This is a genomic window from Microtetraspora fusca, from assembly GCF_001570365.1.
GTDB classification, from domain to species: domain Bacteria; phylum Actinomycetota; class Actinomycetes; order Streptosporangiales; family Streptosporangiaceae; genus Microtetraspora; species Microtetraspora fusca.
Genome location: NZ_BBYK01000049.1, coordinates 182,202 through 197,107 on the forward strand (window position 1 = coordinate 182,202; position 14,906 = coordinate 197,107).

The following is a 14,906-nucleotide window of genomic DNA, read 5'->3' on the forward strand; positions in this document are numbered from 1 at the left end:
CACGGGACCGACCCGTGACAGCTTCACGTATGGATCAGCCTATCGAGCATCATCCGATGCTGGGATGCAGGCAGGATTCGCCCCCTCCGCCGTCAATCGCGCTTGGTGGGCAGGGACGGCTCCTCGTCGGTCCAGCCCATCTGCCGGTAGGCCGTGAAGTTCTCGACCTTCGCGGTACGTCCGTCGGCGAGTTCGATCGTGCTCGTCGACGACTGCGAGAGCGGCAGACCCGTCTCGGGGTCGATCACCTGCACGATCTGGTAGACCCCCTCTCCTTCCCTGCCGTTCACCCGGTAGCCCAGAGCCTCACCTGTGCGGCCGAGCGGATCCTTCACCCTGCCCAGAGCTGTCATCTGGGGGAGGGTGGCCAGGAGGCGGTAGGCGGCGGCACGGACGGCAGGGGAGACCGGCAGACTGAAGACGATCTCCATGCAGTTCCCCTGCAGAGCCAGCTCCAGATCCTTTGGGTCGTTCTCGTAGCCGTGGCTCTTGGCCTGGGAGGTGATGCGCCGTTCGAGATAGGCGCGCAGCTCTCGCTCGTCGCTCGGTATACGGCGGAGCTCATCCCAGGTGACGAGCTCCGCCGTCAACGACCCGGCTGAGCCCTTCCACTTGCCGCGCAGCCGCTGGGCCACCTTCTCTTCCGCGGCGGCTCGTACCACCTCCGAGGAGTTGACCCCGACAAGTCCGGTCATGTCGAGCGGATACTTCCACTGGGTGGGCGAGCCGGCCTTACGCCAGGCGGCCTCGTCCTCGCCGGTCAACGGTTTCGCGCCGAGGTTCTGGGTGATCCACCAGCTCTGCCCGCCCTGCCGCCGCGCCAGCCACTGCTCCTTCGAGAACCGTCGTCTGATGATGTAGCCACGATCAGGCGAGGTCGCGTCCATGCCGGTGATCGTGACGGTACGCCAGTACGCGCCCGACGAGGGCGCCTTCATGGCGGCGGTCGCGGCGGCGAGCAGGATCTGGCGCGCCGACGGCTGGATCTCCGGCGAGGCCGTGGTCTGCGACGGGTTCGGGATCTGCCCGTCCGGCGTCACCACCAAGGTGACCACCAGGGTCGCGGCGGCGGCCAGGCCCACCGCGGACGCCAGCCACGGTACCGGCACGCGGAGTCGCTTCGCGCGCGGCCTGCCACTCTGCCCCGGCGGCTCGGACATGATCGAGGCCAGCAGCGTCCGGGCCCCCGCTCCGGACGCCTGCCCGGCCGGGTCGCCGTCCAGGTCGTCGTCGTGCACTCTGGCGAGATCGGTCAGGTTCACAGTGCGGTCCTCTCCACGAGCGGAAGGTCGATCCCGGCATCGGCCAGGGCACGGGCGAACCGCTTGCGCGCGCGGTGCAGGCGGACGCGTACGGCGTTGCGCGTGATCCCGAGCGTGCGCGCCACCTGCTCGGTGTCGAGCTTCTCCCAGGCGACCAGTGAGAGCAGCTCCCTGTCGTCGTCGCTCAGCGTCCTGAAGGCCTGGCCGAGCTGCGTGTACTCGCCCGGCGGTGAGCCGGCCAGTGCCGGGGAGGCGGCGAGTTGCTCCCGCAGCGCGGCGGTGCGCTGCTCATGTCGCCGTTCGCCGCGCCGGTGGTTGGCGAGGGTCCTGCGTGCCACGCCGTACAGCCAGAGCCGTGCCTCGTCCCCCGACGGGATCTCGTCGATGCGCCGCCACGCGGTGGCGAAGGTCTCGGCCACCACGTCGGCAGCGTCGTCGGGATCCTCACAGCGGCGCAGGACGTACCCGAGTATCGGGCGGTAGGCATGTTCGTATATCTGCACGAACCGGCCATGGGGATCGGATCCCATCCGGCCTCCTTCGTTGGATCATCGGTCACCACCTGCATGTCCGAAATATCGGCAGCATTACCGACCTGACCGGTGGACCGATAGGAAGCGCTGTCGCGCTCGGGATGCCGGAGCGCGGTCGAGAAGGCCGGGCGCGCCGCCTGGCCCTGGTCGGCCGCCACCGCGGAGATCCGCCCCTGGAACGACGCAGTGCCCCGAGCCGTGGAAGCTCGGAGCACTGGGAGACGAGCGATTCATATGGGGCGTGTCAGGCGCCGATCCTCAAGCCGCTGTCGGCTCCGCTCGTATCTTGGCGACCTTTGCGGTCCGTAGATTCAGAGGGTCTTGCGCATGACGACGCGGGGGGCGATCTCCAGGCCGAGCGCCCGCTCGTGCTCCACCAGGGCCCGCAGCTCGGGCCCCCAGCTCTCCGGCGGCAGCACCTCGAAACCGCGCCGGGCGTACCACGGGGCGTTCCACGGCACATCACGGAACGTCGTGAGAGTGATCGCGTCGCTCGTGGCCGCGGCCGCGTCGCAGACGGCCTCGATCAGCCGCGTCCCGACGCCCTGACCCTGGTGGTCCGGATGTACGGCGAGCTGGTCGAGATGCGTCAGGCCGTCCACCTGGCCGAGGAGGGCGAACCCCACCGGCGGCCGGCCCGCGACGATCACACGTCCAGGGTCGTCGCACTCCTCGATCATCGTCGTGCCGGGCGGGAAGACGATGCCCAACGGGACGAACGTCTGGTCGGCCGCGAGCTCGACCTGGACCAGCCCGGCGAGATCTTCCTTGTCAGCCCATCTGATCATTGGTCCATCATCTCGCGAGCCCGACGCCGCCCAGCCGTACGGTCTGGGGTCGGGACAAACCGGTGTCACGTCCACGCCCGAAGTCCGCTATTCTTCTACCTGTCGCCGCGAGAAGCGGAAGACAAGGCAGGTTGCCCGAGCGGCCAAAGGGAGCGGTCTGTAAAACCGTCGGCTCAGCCTACCCAGGTTCGAACCCTGGACCTGCCACCAGGGATTTTCCCAGCTCAGAGCCCCCTCCGGGGGCTCTTTTGCTTTCCCGGCCCATGCAGCCATGTGCCGCTCTGAGCGATCGTCTGTCACCGGTCCACCAATATGCGTGCAATGATCTTGGTGGTGTTTCCGCAGGTCACGGACCTCGTTGTGGCACATGCGTGACACGGGAGCGACCCTCCCATTGTCTGCGACGACGTGACATGATGTGGATCATGCTGACTCGAAAGGGCCATGCCGCGTAAGCCCCCCGGTGCTCTGCGAGTGCGGTGGAGCAGGTCATCCGAGCGCACGCCGCGTAAGCACATACGTGGGCTCTCAGCCAAGGCCAATGGCGCGATACGACTACTGGAAGATCAACGTTTCTGGCCCAATGCCATAGCCGACGCCCTGGATACCTACGCGAGCTTTCTCCGAGGTCGAGGCCGGTACGTCTACGTGAACTGGTCTTGCCCCTGCTGTGATCCGGTAGAGGCTCGTGATCGCTTGGAAGACGCCTTGCAGGCTCTTCCCGCCGCTGCTCGCTCTGAGCTACGCCTGGTTGTGGATCGACTGGACGATCAGTTCCGTAACCGCACCTTGCCCGACCCGAGAGCAGCGCCCGCGGCTGCGTGGTGGCACCGGCGCATGACGGGCTGGTGATGGCTTGATGGCTTGATGGCTTGATGGCTCAGGACGCAGGAAGGCCGCAGGGTCCCGGATGGCTTATCGGCGGCGCTGTGCGCGCCGGGAGCCCACCGACAGTGCCACTGCGCCGAGGGCGCAGGCGATGGCCGCCAGACGCGGTAGCCCGGCTAATCCTGGTGATGGCCCTTGCAGGTGAGGTCGGCGAGTTGGTAGCAGAGTTCCAGTGGCTGACGCCGGAAGATTCGAGAAGCCTAGACGCGGAAACCTTCGCCCGCGTGCGGTCTCCACTCGCTGACGTGACCGCATGCCCAATTCGCCTGGTCGATCTCCCAGACGTCGACCTTGTCGAGCTGGCCAACGCCGAACTGGACGAGAGTGAGCGTCGTTACGATCCTGATCTCTTTCGCGGTGTCGCGAGAAAAGCGCCTCCACTAACCTCGTGATGACCATGTGATGCGGCCCGACGGGCTTCCGCGCTTGTACGGCTGACGCCGAAGCGGATACGCCCCCACACCGCACGAATTCTTTCGTGCTGCCTGGGGGAAGCCTGTGACGGCGTTACGGCTATCCGTGGAGAGCCTGATTGTTTCGCCTAACGAAGCGGCGCTTGCTGAGCAGATCAGCGAGCATCTGCGGGTGACAACCGGCCACGGCCCCTCTCCTTCCGAGGCCAGATCATGGGAGCGGAGCCTTCCCGCACTGGCCAGAGACCTGGCCGACGCAGGGCTCAGCAAGGTCGAGATGCTTGTCGAGTACAAGCTTCCGCTGACCAGCAAGCGCGCTGACGTGGTGCTGGCCGGCGTGCACCCGCGTACCGGCGAGGACTCCTACGTCGTCATCGAGCTCAAGCAATGGAGTCGGGCGGAGCCGTCCGACCAGGGCGAGCATCTGGTCATCGTGGACGGCATGCCCGGCAGGGAACTGCTCAATCCCGCCGAGCAGGTCCGGCGCTACTGCGAGTACATGACCGACTTCCTGAGCGTGCTCAGAGAGCGGCCGCAGTCCGTCCACGGTGCCGCCTACCTGCACAATGCCATGGACCTCGATATCGACGGCCTGCATGACCAGGTGCGGGATGAGCGGAGCAGGCTCTTCACTAAGCAGCACCGCGGCGACTTTCACACCTACCTACGCGAACGTCTGGCCGACAAGCCGGGCGCCGAAGCCGCCGACCGGCTGCTGAGCAGCCCGGTCGCGCCGAGCAAGCAGCTCATGGCGTACGCCGCCAACGAGATTCGCGAGCGGGAGCAATTCACCCTCCTCGACGAGCAGCAGGTCGCCTACGAAATGGTCATGCGCGCCGTCGACAAGGCACGCCGCGCCGACTCCAAACAGGTCGTCGTCGTCACCGGCGGCCCCGGAAGCGGCAAGAGCGTGATCGCCCTCTCCCTGCTCGGTGAGCTCTACCGGCAAGGCAGGACCGCGCTGCACGCGACCGGCTCGCAATCGTTCACCCAGACCATGCGCCGCTATCCGGGCCGCGGCAGCACGCGGATCAAGAACCTCTTCATGTACTTCAACAGCTTCACCGATGCCGAGCAGAACAGCCTGGACGTCCTGATCTGCGATGAAGCGCACCGCATCCGCGAAACATCTACCAACCGCTTCACCCCCGCGGCGAAGCGCACCGGCCGACCCCAACTGGATGAGTTGATGGCCGCCGCCCGGGTGCCGGTGTTCCTGCTCGACGAACACCAGGTCGTACGGCCCGGTGAACTTGGCACCGTGCACGCCATCGAGCAGTACGCGCGGTCACGCGGCTACGCGATCAACCGCGTCTCCCTGGACGAACAATTCCGCTGCGGAGGCAGCCGCAAGTACGAGCAATGGGTCCTGCACCTGCTCGGACTCGACGGGGAAGGCCCGGCGGCATGGGGCGGCGACGAGGACTTCGAGGTACGGCTCGCGAACTCCCCTCAGGAACTCGAGGCAGCCCTACGCGCGAAGCCTGGCACCGCTCGCATGACCGCCGGTTTCTGCTGGCCGTGGAGCGAGCCGCGCCCCGACGACTCCCTCGTGGATGACGTCGTCATCGGCGACTGGTCACGGCCCTGGAACGTCAAGAAGGACCGAGCCGTGGGCGACGCACCGCCCAGCATGCTGTGGGCGACCGAACCGAGCGGCTTCGGCCAGGTCGGATGCATCTACACCGCCCAAGGTTTCGAGTACGACTGGTCTGGCGTCATCATCGGCCCCGACCTGGTGGCTCGCGATGGTTCCCTCGTGACAGTTCGTTCTGAGAACAAAGACCCCGCCTTCAAAAGCAAGAAGGCAGTACCGGATGCCGACTTCGACAAGCTCGCTCGCAACGTCTACAAAGTACTTCTCACACGAGGAATGCGCGGAACCATCATCTACGCAGCCGACCAGGCCACCCGCGACTTCCTTGCGGATCTGATACCTCCCCTCGGGACCTCGGCGCTCTCTGATGCCCCCTCTCCCACGCCAAAGTCACGCTAGAAAACCTGGCAATCGATCCATAAAGCCGCAATCCGTACGTCAGGATGCCTCCATGGAGAATGCGGTCTTAAGCGCCACAGGGCTGATGGAGCCGTCCGGGCTGGTCAGCGGTGGCGGACTTCGGCCCGGCGCGGCGGCCTGCCGGTCCGGGTCGTGTCCGCAGCCAGGACGAGTGGAACCCATCGGTCCGGCCTCGTGCCGGGAGACTCACATCAGGTGGGGAAAGGGCTCACTGAAAAAGACCAGGCCGGCCGAGGGCGAGGGCGGCGCGCCGCAGCGCGGCCTCGCAGGACCCTGGCTCAGGCGACGATAGGGGTCAGGAAAATCCAGACGTGGCCGAACGGGTCACGAAGCATTGACTGCCGAGCCCCGTAGGGCATGTCGGCCGGAGAGGAGAGAAGTTCGGCCCCGGCGGCCACGGCCTGGGCGGTCAGCGCGTCCACGTCCGGCACGTAGACGTGCAGGACAACGGATGCACCGCCTTCACCAGGGGGCGGGAACCGCGCGTCGGCGTCACCGAGCATGAGAGTGGAGCCCTGGACGCTGATCTCGGCGTGGACGATCCGCCCTTCATCCCCGTCGAGCCGGAAGAGTTCAGAGGCACCGAACGCCTTGACGTAGAACTCGATCGCCTCTGCGGCCCCGTCGACCATGATGTGGGGGATGACCGCGTACTTGTAATGCTCGGGAATCTCCATGCGGGCTACGGTAGGGACGCATCGATCGACCCGGCATCGGGCGAGGGACCCCTCCGCACTCCGTCGAAAGTCCTAGGCCGAGCCTCCGCCACCTCGGCCTGGCAGTACTCCCGGCACGACGCCGGACCGATGGATGGGCTCCGCTCGTCCCGGCTGCGGACACGCCCCGGACCGGTAGGCCACGGCGCTGGGCCGGAAGCCGCCCCACGTCGCCGGCGATCTCATGGACCGACCTGGACGCCAGGTTGAAAGGCTCAATCTTTCATGCCGCCAGAGCGTCATCAATCCTCCGGTTGGCGATATCCTGCTGGCCGTCGAGGCACTTCGCGTAGACCCGTAGAAGGACATCAACACTGTGACCGGCTCGCTCGGCCACGTCGGGGGCGGAGACTCCGGCATTGAGCCAGAGGGAGACGGCCGCATGCCGAAGGTCGTACGGCCGTCGAGCGAGCGGAGAGGCGACCTGGGCTGGTGTGAACGCGAGGAGCCGGGCATCCTGCCAGACCTCGGTATAGGCCGTCGAGGCGACCACTCCGCCGCGTTCGCTGCGGAAGATCCGGCCGTCCGGGCCGACGCCGAACTCTGCGATGTGTTGCCGAAGAATCTTGACCAGCGCCGGGGGGATCGGCACGGGGCGAACGTCGTCACGGCCGCGGTGCTTGAGGCCGCGTTCCTCGTGGGCGTCGCCCGTGTCGGTCCACTGGGTGTTGACCTCCGGGCGAGAGACATCGATGAGGAGCCGGCCCCAGCCGGTTTCCGGCAGGTGACAATCTTGCTGACGGAGGGCGACGGCCTCACCAGGGCGGAGAGCCGCGTAGTACATGCAGGCGAACAGGGCCATCAGCCGCCGGCCCCTGCCCCGCTTGCCCACATAGGTGACCGCCGTCAGCAACTCCTCTGCCTGTCGAGGGTTCACGACCACACGCGGGTCTACGGTCTCCGTCGTCTTGGGTGGCTTCCACTTGACCCTGTGCAGCGGGTTGGACGGCACCTCTTCCAGCTCTACGGCGTACTCAAGGACCGCATGCAGGACGGCCCGTTTGCGCCTGACCGTGTTCGCGCTGGCCGCCTTGCCGTCGAGGCGGAGCGCGAGTGCGTCGAGGGCGAGCCGCACGGTCTTGGTCTCGTTGAGTTCGGTCAGGTCGAGGGAGGCTGACTCGAGCCAGCGGACGGCCTTGGCGATCTCCGGAGATGCGTCTGGCCGTTTGTCCTCGGGGATGAGAGCGCACTTGCGCAGGGCCGTTCGCAGCGTGTCCGGATCGGGACGGCCAGGACGATCCTTGGTCAGTGCGGGCAGCACCGTGGAGAGCGCGTCAGACATGCTGTCCCTGGTCTTGGCCGCCGCGTGAGGCCACTTCATTTCGATGTACGCCCGGACGAAGTCGAAGACGGAACGCGCGGTCTTCGCCTTGATCATCGAGGCCGGTAGCCCGCTCTCGACCTCGAACAGCTCACCCCGCTTGGCTGCCTGCCGCAGATCCGAGAGGAAGCTCTCGGCGAGTGCTTTGGTCCGGAAGGTCTTCGAAGACCGCTTTCTAGCCACCTGCCACCGGACGACGTAGGACGGCGTCTTGCTGGACTTGTTCCGGTAGGTCTCGAAGAACTTCACGTCATAGGAGGTGCTCACGCAGCCTCCCGCAGGGTTTCAAGCCACGCCATGAGCTCGCTACGCCAGATGCGGAGTTCTCCGTTCGGGAGCTTGATGCACTTGGGTGCGTGGCCGATTTCGCGCCAACGGTAGAAGGTCCGGCGGGAGACGCCGCCGAGCTCGTCGAGCACCTCGGGCAGGGTGAGGAGCCGGTCATTGCGCGTCATCAGGCGTCACCTCCAAGGGCAGCCGAGGGCGACGGTAAGGCCGTGCCTGTCAACGAGGCGGCGAGGAGGGCGTCACCGGGTGTGAAGCCGCGCCCGACGTAGTGCCACTCGGAGATGACGAGAACGGTGTCTTCCTCGAAGAGGGGCAGGCGGCCGGTGGTGATGTCCTGGCCGATGGCGTGTTCGGCGCGGTCGGCCCGGATGTCACCGAGGGTGGTGGAGTAGTGGCGTGACCTTGTGGAGAAGTGGCCGCGGAAGCCGAGCATGTGTGCCCACTGGGTGAGCCGGAGGTCGGCCAGGTCGTCGAGCGCGCCCAGGCGGAGGCATTCGGCGATGAGCCGCCGGGCGTGCTCGCGTACCGGCAGCGCGGCCAGGTCCTCGGTAGGGAAGACGCGCCGGTCGAGGGTGCCGACGCATTCGGCGGCCTTGGTGGCGTACTTGGCGATGTAGCCCGCGACGGCCTGTTCGGTCAGGTCGCCGTCGAGGGTGATGGGGCGGGCGTCGATCTCGCGGCCCCAGCGCAGGACTCGCGCCGGCTCCCCCTCCACGGCCGGGATCGTGGCGGTAACCACCGAAGCGGCGTGCTGAACGGCCTGCCCCAGCAGAGGAAGGGTCGCCCAGGCCGGGGGAGTCGATGTCGGCCCGTCCGGGCCGTCGAGTCGAATCACGGCGTGGAAGTGGACGACGCCGCGCCGCTGGTATTCGGCGACCTTGGCGAAAGAGACGACGAGCTGCGCGCGCATCTCGGCGAGCGTGAGGCCACCGCTCTTGGCCAGGTGCCGGCGAAGCGCCTCAGCGAACCGCTTCCACAGCAGCGGGGCCGTGGCGTTGAACAGCACCGAGCCCGTGTAGTCGTAGCAGTCGGGGCACAGCGGCTCACCAAGGCATTCCTCATCAGCCCCGTGCCGCGCCATGCAGGCCAGGACACGCCCGTGCGGGCATCGAGTGGCGTCGCGCCGGGCGTGGCATGGGTGGATCTTGCCGTTCTTCTCGCGGCGGGTGTGAACGAGGCCGAAGGACGGTGCGGTGAGCGTGACGAACAGGCACGGGTGACCGGTCACCGTCGTGGGGACGCCTTTGCCGCCGACGAGGCCCGCGCGGATCAGGTGGTAGGTGTCGGCCCGGTAGGTCTCGGCGCAGGACGGGCAGCGGGAAGCGCGGCGGGTCTTGCACGGTACGCGAAGGACGCCGTCGGGTTCGGTCCGGGTGCTGTAGCGGTGTAGGAGTTCGCCGGTGGCCTGGTCCCAGTGCTCGACTCGGCCCCGGAGGTGGATCGGCTGTCGACAGCCGCCCGCGCGGCGGATCTGGGCTTCCCACCGGGAGTAGTTCGGGTCATCGAGCCGGGCGATCGCCCCGCGGATCGCGTGCGCATTGGTGAGAGATGCGGGCAAGATGGAGACCTCCTTTCACTCGTTGCGGGTGAGGGGATGGCCCCCGACCTGGCAGGCGTCTTGGCGGATGTACGGCCAGGCCGGGGGCGCTGACGGCTCAGCAGAGGCCGAGTCCGTCACAGTGGCGGCAGGTGTCGCCATAGGAGTCGAGGCCACCCCCGCCGCAGTGGCAGCACTGCCAGCGCAGAGGCGTGATCTCCGTGGTCTCCGGGGCGGGAGCCTGCTCGGCGTCGTTCACGCGGGTTATCTCCTCTCGCGGGGTGTAGTGGTGACGAAGACCCGCCAGTGATGCGGCCGGGTCCGGTCGAGGTAGGCCCGGGAGACGCCGGAGACGGTGAACGTCTGGCGCAGCCGGAACAGGGCATCGGCGATCTCGGCGCGGGTGCCATCGAGGCGGATTCGCATGATCAGTTCTCCTTTCGTCAGGCGGGTTCAGATGCGGTCCGCAGGGTGCGGAGCAGGTCTGAGGCGAGTTGGTTGGACACGCCCAGGCGGGCGCGCAGTAGGTCGCGGGTGATCGGCCTGCCGTGCTTGGAGTGGTGTTCGTCGGCCACCCGCCGGGCGTAGTCGACGAGCGCCGGGGACGGTTCTGGAGCGACGTCCTCGTCAGCAGGGACGGACACCGGTACGGCGGACGGGTCACCGGACGACGAAGACGAGCCGGGGACGGTCGAGGACGACGCCGGGACGACGGGCGGTGTAAGGGCTGGCGACCCCGACGGCGACGCCATGACCAGCGAGGACGCCGGGACAGAGGCGGAAGACGGTTCATGACGAGGTCCGGAAGCGCGACGCTCCAGCATCGAGACGGCGATGAGGAACGCGCCTGCCGGAGTTGCGGCGGTGAGCCAGCCCCACATGGTCGGTTCGGCTTGGTGGAGGTTGGCGGCCAGGGACAGGACGATCCCGGCGACCAGGACGAGCGTCGGCCATGACGCCCAGCCCTGCCGTACCCGGCCGGTCTTCTTGTCCCGCTGACGCTCCCGAGCCGCCATCACGCACGTGAGGTCGAGGCAGACGGCCACCGCCCAGGACATCCAGCCGGTTTGCCCGTGGGCGGTGGCGGTGTCACGGATGTGGGTGAACGATCCGGCACCCGCGATAGCAGCAAGGATCAGGACCGGCCCGGAGTCGAGCAGCCATGAGGCGAGGCGTCGCATCGTTACCCCCTTTCTGTCGGTTCAGGTGATCAGGTTCAGGCGGACAGGAGTTCGGACAGGTCGGCCTCATCCAGGCCGGAGGAGTGGCCGGGCCGGATGACCTCGGACCACTCCTGAGCAAGGTGCGACCAGGTACGAGCCGCGTACTCGGCGGCCAGCTCGGAGACGTAGAAGGACCGGGCGCGGTACCACTGGCCGTCTTGCGAAGCGACGATCGCGACGCCCGGTGTCTCTGCCGGAATCGCTCGCGCGGAGACGAGGGCGGCCGGGTCGAGGTCGCCGAGCGTCATCGTGGCCGTCTCCGGGTCGTTGACCCGGTGGCAGATCCGTCCCGAGCACTGCGCCCGCAGCGCGGTCACGCCGGGGCCAAGATCGGAGCCGATCCGCTGACCAGACAGGAACAGATAGATCCCGAACGCCCGCCCGAGCTGCCCCACCCGCAGCAGCGCCGTGGAGGTACGGGCGACCTCGTCTTTCTCGGACTTGTCGGCCATCAGGTACAGCTCGGCCAGCTCGTCGACCAGGACCACGACGGGCACCGGCCGCACTCCCGACGGGAGCTGCCAGATGTTCCGCGCTCCGGCCGTACGGCACAGGCCCATCCGGTCGACCATCAGCGCGACCAGGTCATCCAGCAGGCCGACCGATTCGGCCCGTGTGGTGGCCAGCGCCGATAGCCGAGGAGCGTAGGGGGTGAATTCCACGCCGCCCTTGAGGTCGAAGCCGACCAGCGCCACCGGTTGCGGGGCGAGCCCTACGATCAGCGCGTTCGCCAGGTTCGACTTGCCGGACTGCGTCGCGCCCGCGTTGATCCAGTGCGGGACGGTACGGAAGTCGATCGACCACAGGCCGCCGGTCTCCAGCCGCCCCACCGAGACTTTGAGCAGTTCCGACGATGGTGGGATGTGGTCGACCCGCACCAGCGGATCGCGCATGGTCGCGGCCAGGACCACCCGCCCCGGCCGGGGCGAGGAGACGCGGACCGCATGCACGCCCCAGGAGTGCGCGAGCCGTTCGGCGGCCTGGGCGTAGTCGGCGGGGATCTGGCCCTCAAGCGTCCACAAGGTGACCCGCCAGCCGTGCCGGGTCGGACGCGGTAGCCACATCCACGGCTTGGTGTCGACCGCGACTCGCTGGAAGCGCCGCCGCACCTTCACGATGCCGGTTGAGGCGATCGCGCCGGGGACGGTGGTGAACCACCAGCGTTGCCGCTTCTTGGTCAGCCCGCAGCCCAGGGCCACCTTGCGCCAGGTCGCCCGGACGGTCAGCGCGACGAGCGGGAAGCCGATGATCAGCCAGTACGAGCGGTAGTGGAAGCGTCGCCAGGCCCAGAGCCCGGCCACCAGGGCGGCCAAGGCTCCGAGCGTCTGGGCGAGCGTGTCAGGCATTGGCGCCCTCCTCGGCCGGGAGCAGCGCGGAGGCGCGGTAGGCGATGCCCCACTTCACCTCGCCGTCGCGGGTCTGCTCCCAGGGGTAGCCGATCAGCCCGACGGGGTTGATCTGCTGCCCACGCGTGACTGGAGGCTCTCCGGAGATGCCGATCTTGACGAGTTCGATGCGGCCGAAGTCGTCTTCGACGGAGGTGACGACCTCGTAGACGGTCTGGCCGTTCTTGTCGGTCTTGACCTCGCCGGTGTGCTGGTTGAGCAGGCGGGGCCGTGGGTCCTTGACGCAGGTGAAGGTGAGCTTGGCGGTGTCGACCGGGATCGGGATGGCGCGCATGGTGGTGACCTCCTTAGGATTCGTAGGTCAACATAGTTAACCTAGTTGGCTTGGTTGTCAATGTTCTCTCGGTTGGCTTGGTCGTTCTCCTGTGCTGAGATAGGAGTGATGGTCAAGAAGACGGGACGACCGGGTTACCTCCAGATCGCCGACGATCTGCGCGAACAGATCCGCGGCGGGGCTCTCGCGCCCGGCGCGCCGCTGCCGTCGACCGCCCAGCTCGCCGAGCAGTACGACGCCTCGCTGAGCATCGTGAAGATGGCCGTCGGGATCCTGCGGAACGAGGGCCTGGTCATCGGCCAGCAGGGCAAGGGCGTGTTCGTCCGAGAGGACGAGCAGCCCGAGAAAAGGCCGGCCACAGATCTGGCGAGCGAGGTCATCGAGCTACGCACCGCCATACAGGATTTGTCGGAACGTCTCGCCCGGGTCGAGTCGACGCTGTCTGAGTCCAGGAGATCCCCGAAGTAGAGCCGCCACGGGTGTGGCAGCCGGTTACCCGGCGGGCCAGTGACGCTGCCCGCCCATCTGGTGGAGCACCCAGGCTCATCGCCTTGTCCTCGCGCCGGATGCCGATCAGGACCGTCACGTAGCCGGCACCCGCGCCGCCGGACAGCAGCAGCGCCAGGATCAGCGGCAGAGTGCTCACGACCAGATCACCCCCGCCTGCGCGAAGCCGATCGGGCCGCGAGGGGGACGCCGGGTCGCGGCGCGCCGCTTGTTCTCCCTGCGCCGGGCCGTCTGACGGCGGGCCCATCGGTCACGGGCCAGGCACTTACGGCACCGGACCTGCCCCTGCTCCAGGAACGCGCCGCAGGCGCAGCCGGGGGTCTCCTCGGGCGGGTTGATCGTGGTGTTTGTCATGATCACGGCTCCTTTCGTCGCGGTCGGTGCTGCGTTGTGACACCGAGATTGCGGCGAAAGGGCAGGACGAGATCACTACACGACGGGACATGTTCAAGACGTCCCGTCTACGATTGCCACGTCCCTGGACGTCCTCGAACGTGGCAGGTGAGATGGCGAACGAGCGGTTACGCGCGGCACTTCTGGAACGCGGGGTGAGCATCGCCGATCTGGCGACCGCCATCGAAGTGGACCCCAAGACGGTCGAACGGTGGGTCACCAAAGGCCGCGCACCGTACCGAAAGCACCGATACGCAGTGGCCACGCACCTGGGGATGGACGAGAGTTACCTGTGGCCCGAGGCTCTCAGCCGCGAACAGGTTGCCTCAGCGTCGGAGAGCGAGATCGTCACCGTCTACCCGCACCGCTGGGCTGTACCAAGGGACGCATGGGGACGTCTGTTCGCCCAGGCGCGAAGTGACATCGGTGTGCTCGTCTACAGCGGCCTGTTCCTCGCCGACGACGCGGGCATTGTGCGGATGCTCGGCGAAAAGGCTGGCGCTGGAGTGCGGGTGCGGATACTGCTCGGTGACCCCGACTGTGCGGAGGTGGCCCAGCGCGGCGCGGACGAGGGCATAGACGACGGGATGGCCGCCAAGATCCGCAACGTTCTCGTGTTGTACCGGCCGATCCGCGGCCTTGCCGGGGTGGAGTTCCGGCTGCACAGGACGGTGCTGTACAACTCGATCTACCGCGGCGACGATCAGCTTCTCGTCAACACCCACGTCTACGGGGTGCCCGCCGGGAACGCGCCCGTCCTGCACCTGCGCAAGGTTATTGGCGGCGACATGGTCAGCACATACGCGGATAGCTTCGAGCGGGTGTGGGACCAGGCCACACCGGTAGAGTCCTGACCATGGCGCGCCGGATCGACTTCTACGACGACCCTCAGGCCCCGAAACCCAACAGCCTCGTCCCGTCCGTCAACGTCGTGGTCACCAACGACGCAGGGGACATCCTGATGATCCGCCGCTCGGACAACGACAACTGGGCCGTCCCCGGCGGCGCGATCGACCTGGGCGAGTCGCTTCCGCAGGCCGCCGTACGGGAGACCCTCGAAGAGACAGGCATCGTCTGCGAGATCACCGGCTTGGTCGGGACGTACACCGACCCGAAGCACGTGATCCTCTACACGTCCAATGGCGAGGCCCGGCAAGAGTTCTCCATCGTGCTCACCGCCCGAGCCGTCGACGGGCAGCCGACGCCGAGCGACGAGTCCCGCGAAGTCCACTGGGTGCCCCGCGACCAGGTCGAGACGCTCTCGATGGACCGGTCAATGCGAATGCGGATCAGCCACTACCTCACCAGCACCGCCCTGCCCTACATCGGATAACAGGCAT

General features: G+C 67.5%; 18 protein-coding genes and 1 tRNA gene. 6 read left to right on the forward strand and 13 right to left on the reverse strand.

Annotated elements, in window-relative coordinates; genetic code table 11:
* Positions 1-92: 92 nt before the first annotated feature.
* The 3 genes from AWQ68_RS19755 to AWQ68_RS19765 form a co-directional block, all read right to left on the reverse strand.
* The gene (locus AWQ68_RS19755; RefSeq protein WP_066942331.1) at positions 93-1,262 is read right to left on the reverse strand and encodes a CU044_5270 family protein; all 1,170 of its coding nucleotides are present in this window, start codon (positions 1,260-1,262) and stop codon (positions 93-95) included.
* Complete coding sequence (locus tag AWQ68_RS19760) at positions 1,259-1,792, reverse strand: RNA polymerase sigma factor (protein ID WP_066942332.1); 534 nt, start codon at positions 1,790-1,792, stop codon at positions 1,259-1,261. Before AWQ68_RS19760 ends, AWQ68_RS19755 begins: the two co-directional genes overlap by 4 nt.
* Positions 1,793-2,106: 314 nt before the next feature.
* Entirely contained in the window at positions 2,107-2,583 is a 477-nt protein-coding gene (locus AWQ68_RS19765) for a GNAT family N-acetyltransferase (RefSeq protein ID WP_066942333.1), read from the reverse strand.
* A 125-nt stretch (positions 2,584-2,708) separates the two neighbouring features.
* Here AWQ68_RS19765 and AWQ68_RS19770 point away from each other — a divergent pair.
* From AWQ68_RS19770 to AWQ68_RS19775, 3 genes are all read left to right on the forward strand, one after another.
* Positions 2,709-2,793: transfer RNA gene (locus AWQ68_RS19770), tRNA-Tyr, on the forward strand.
* A gap of 806 nt (positions 2,794-3,599) precedes the next feature.
* Positions 3,600-3,863, forward strand: a complete 264-nt coding sequence (locus tag AWQ68_RS42575; RefSeq protein WP_157545485.1) for a nucleoside triphosphate pyrophosphohydrolase family protein — start codon at positions 3,600-3,602, stop codon at positions 3,861-3,863.
* Between the two features lie 127 nt (positions 3,864-3,990).
* A complete protein-coding gene (locus tag AWQ68_RS19775) occupies positions 3,991-5,880 on the forward strand; it encodes a DUF2075 domain-containing protein (RefSeq protein WP_174554123.1) in 1,890 nt (629 codons plus the stop codon).
* Between the two features lie 299 nt (positions 5,881-6,179).
* Here AWQ68_RS19775 and AWQ68_RS19780 read toward each other — a convergent pair whose 3' ends face one another.
* From AWQ68_RS19780 to AWQ68_RS19810, 9 genes are all read right to left on the reverse strand, one after another.
* Positions 6,180-6,578, reverse strand: a complete 399-nt coding sequence (locus tag AWQ68_RS19780) for a VOC family protein (protein ID WP_066942335.1) — start codon at positions 6,576-6,578, stop codon at positions 6,180-6,182.
* 262 nt (positions 6,579-6,840) lie between these two features.
* Positions 6,841-8,205 carry a tyrosine-type recombinase/integrase gene (locus AWQ68_RS19785; protein WP_066942336.1) on the reverse strand — a complete coding sequence of 455 codons (1,365 nt, stop codon included), beginning with the start codon at positions 8,203-8,205 and terminating at the stop codon, positions 6,841-6,843.
* Entirely contained in the window at positions 8,202-8,393 is a 192-nt protein-coding gene (locus tag AWQ68_RS19790) for a helix-turn-helix transcriptional regulator (RefSeq protein ID WP_066942337.1), read from the reverse strand. The genes AWQ68_RS19785 and AWQ68_RS19790 overlap by 4 nt, the downstream gene beginning before the upstream one ends.
* Positions 8,393-9,784, reverse strand: a complete 1,392-nt coding sequence (locus tag AWQ68_RS19795) for a replication initiator (RefSeq protein WP_066942338.1) — start codon at positions 9,782-9,784, stop codon at positions 8,393-8,395. The genes AWQ68_RS19790 and AWQ68_RS19795 overlap by 1 nt, the downstream gene beginning before the upstream one ends.
* Positions 9,785-9,881: 97 nt before the next feature.
* On the reverse strand, positions 9,882-10,022 hold the full coding sequence (locus AWQ68_RS42580; protein WP_157545487.1) for a hypothetical protein: 141 nt from the start codon (positions 10,020-10,022) through the stop codon (positions 9,882-9,884).
* A 5-nt stretch (positions 10,023-10,027) separates the two neighbouring features.
* Entirely contained in the window at positions 10,028-10,189 is a 162-nt protein-coding gene (locus tag AWQ68_RS42585; protein ID WP_157545489.1) for a DUF3970 family protein, read from the reverse strand.
* A 17-nt stretch (positions 10,190-10,206) separates the two neighbouring features.
* Positions 10,207-10,944, reverse strand: a complete 738-nt coding sequence (locus AWQ68_RS19800; RefSeq protein ID WP_066942339.1) for a DUF2637 domain-containing protein — start codon at positions 10,942-10,944, stop codon at positions 10,207-10,209.
* Between the two features lie 35 nt (positions 10,945-10,979).
* Entirely contained in the window at positions 10,980-12,332 is a 1,353-nt protein-coding gene (locus tag AWQ68_RS19805; protein ID WP_066942340.1) for an FtsK/SpoIIIE domain-containing protein, read from the reverse strand.
* Positions 12,325-12,666: an SCO3933 family regulatory protein gene (locus AWQ68_RS19810; RefSeq protein ID WP_066942341.1), complete on the reverse strand. Its 342-nt coding sequence runs from the start codon at positions 12,664-12,666 to the stop codon at positions 12,325-12,327. The genes AWQ68_RS19805 and AWQ68_RS19810 overlap by 8 nt, the downstream gene beginning before the upstream one ends.
* A gap of 108 nt (positions 12,667-12,774) precedes the next feature.
* On the opposite strand from AWQ68_RS19810, the gene AWQ68_RS19815 reads away from it, so the two are divergent.
* On the forward strand, positions 12,775-13,134 hold the full coding sequence (locus AWQ68_RS19815) for a GntR family transcriptional regulator (RefSeq protein WP_066942342.1): 360 nt from the start codon (positions 12,775-12,777) through the stop codon (positions 13,132-13,134).
* A gap of 174 nt (positions 13,135-13,308) precedes the next feature.
* Here AWQ68_RS19815 and AWQ68_RS19820 read toward each other — a convergent pair whose 3' ends face one another.
* Complete coding sequence (locus AWQ68_RS19820; protein WP_084464198.1) at positions 13,309-13,527, reverse strand: hypothetical protein; 219 nt, start codon at positions 13,525-13,527, stop codon at positions 13,309-13,311.
* Positions 13,528-13,679: 152 nt separating this feature from the next.
* Here AWQ68_RS19820 and AWQ68_RS19825 point away from each other — a divergent pair, with 152 nt between their 5' ends.
* A complete protein-coding gene (locus AWQ68_RS19825; RefSeq protein WP_066942344.1) occupies positions 13,680-14,420 on the forward strand; it encodes a helix-turn-helix domain-containing protein in 741 nt (246 codons plus the stop codon).
* 2 nt (positions 14,421-14,422) lie between these two features.
* The gene (locus tag AWQ68_RS19830) at positions 14,423-14,899 is read left to right on the forward strand and encodes an NUDIX hydrolase (protein WP_066942345.1); all 477 of its coding nucleotides are present in this window, start codon (positions 14,423-14,425) and stop codon (positions 14,897-14,899) included.
* The last annotated feature ends 7 nt before the right edge of the window (positions 14,900-14,906 follow it).

Coding starts and splice junctions, on each gene's coding strand:
- AWQ68_RS19790 (WP_066942337.1), bottom strand. CDS start 8,393: ATGACGCGCAATGACCGGCTCCTCACCCTGCCCGAGGTGCTCGACGAG.
- AWQ68_RS19800 (WP_066942339.1), bottom strand. CDS start 10,944: ATGCGACGCCTCGCCTCATGGCTGCTCGACTCCGGGCCGGTCCTGATC.
- AWQ68_RS19810 (WP_066942341.1), bottom strand. CDS start 12,666: ATGCGCGCCATCCCGATCCCGGTCGACACCGCCAAGCTCACCTTCACC.
- AWQ68_RS19830 (WP_066942345.1), top strand. CDS start 14,423: ATGGCGCGCCGGATCGACTTCTACGACGACCCTCAGGCCCCGAAACCC.
- AWQ68_RS19780 (WP_066942335.1), bottom strand. CDS start 6,578: ATGGAGATTCCCGAGCATTACAAGTACGCGGTCATCCCCCACATCATG.
- AWQ68_RS42575 (WP_157545485.1), top strand. CDS start 3,600: ATGGCCCTTGCAGGTGAGGTCGGCGAGTTGGTAGCAGAGTTCCAGTGG.
- AWQ68_RS19805 (WP_066942340.1), bottom strand. CDS start 12,332: ATGCCTGACACGCTCGCCCAGACGCTCGGAGCCTTGGCCGCCCTGGTG.
- AWQ68_RS19825 (WP_066942344.1), top strand. CDS start 13,680: ATGGCGAACGAGCGGTTACGCGCGGCACTTCTGGAACGCGGGGTGAGC.
- AWQ68_RS19820 (WP_084464198.1), bottom strand. CDS start 13,527: ATGACAAACACCACGATCAACCCGCCCGAGGAGACCCCCGGCTGCGCC.
- AWQ68_RS19765 (WP_066942333.1), bottom strand. CDS start 2,583: ATGATCAGATGGGCTGACAAGGAAGATCTCGCCGGGCTGGTCCAGGTC.
- AWQ68_RS19815 (WP_066942342.1), top strand. CDS start 12,775: ATGGTCAAGAAGACGGGACGACCGGGTTACCTCCAGATCGCCGACGAT.
- AWQ68_RS42585 (WP_157545489.1), bottom strand. CDS start 10,189: ATGCGAATCCGCCTCGATGGCACCCGCGCCGAGATCGCCGATGCCCTG.
- AWQ68_RS19760 (WP_066942332.1), bottom strand. CDS start 1,792: ATGGGATCCGATCCCCATGGCCGGTTCGTGCAGATATACGAACATGCC.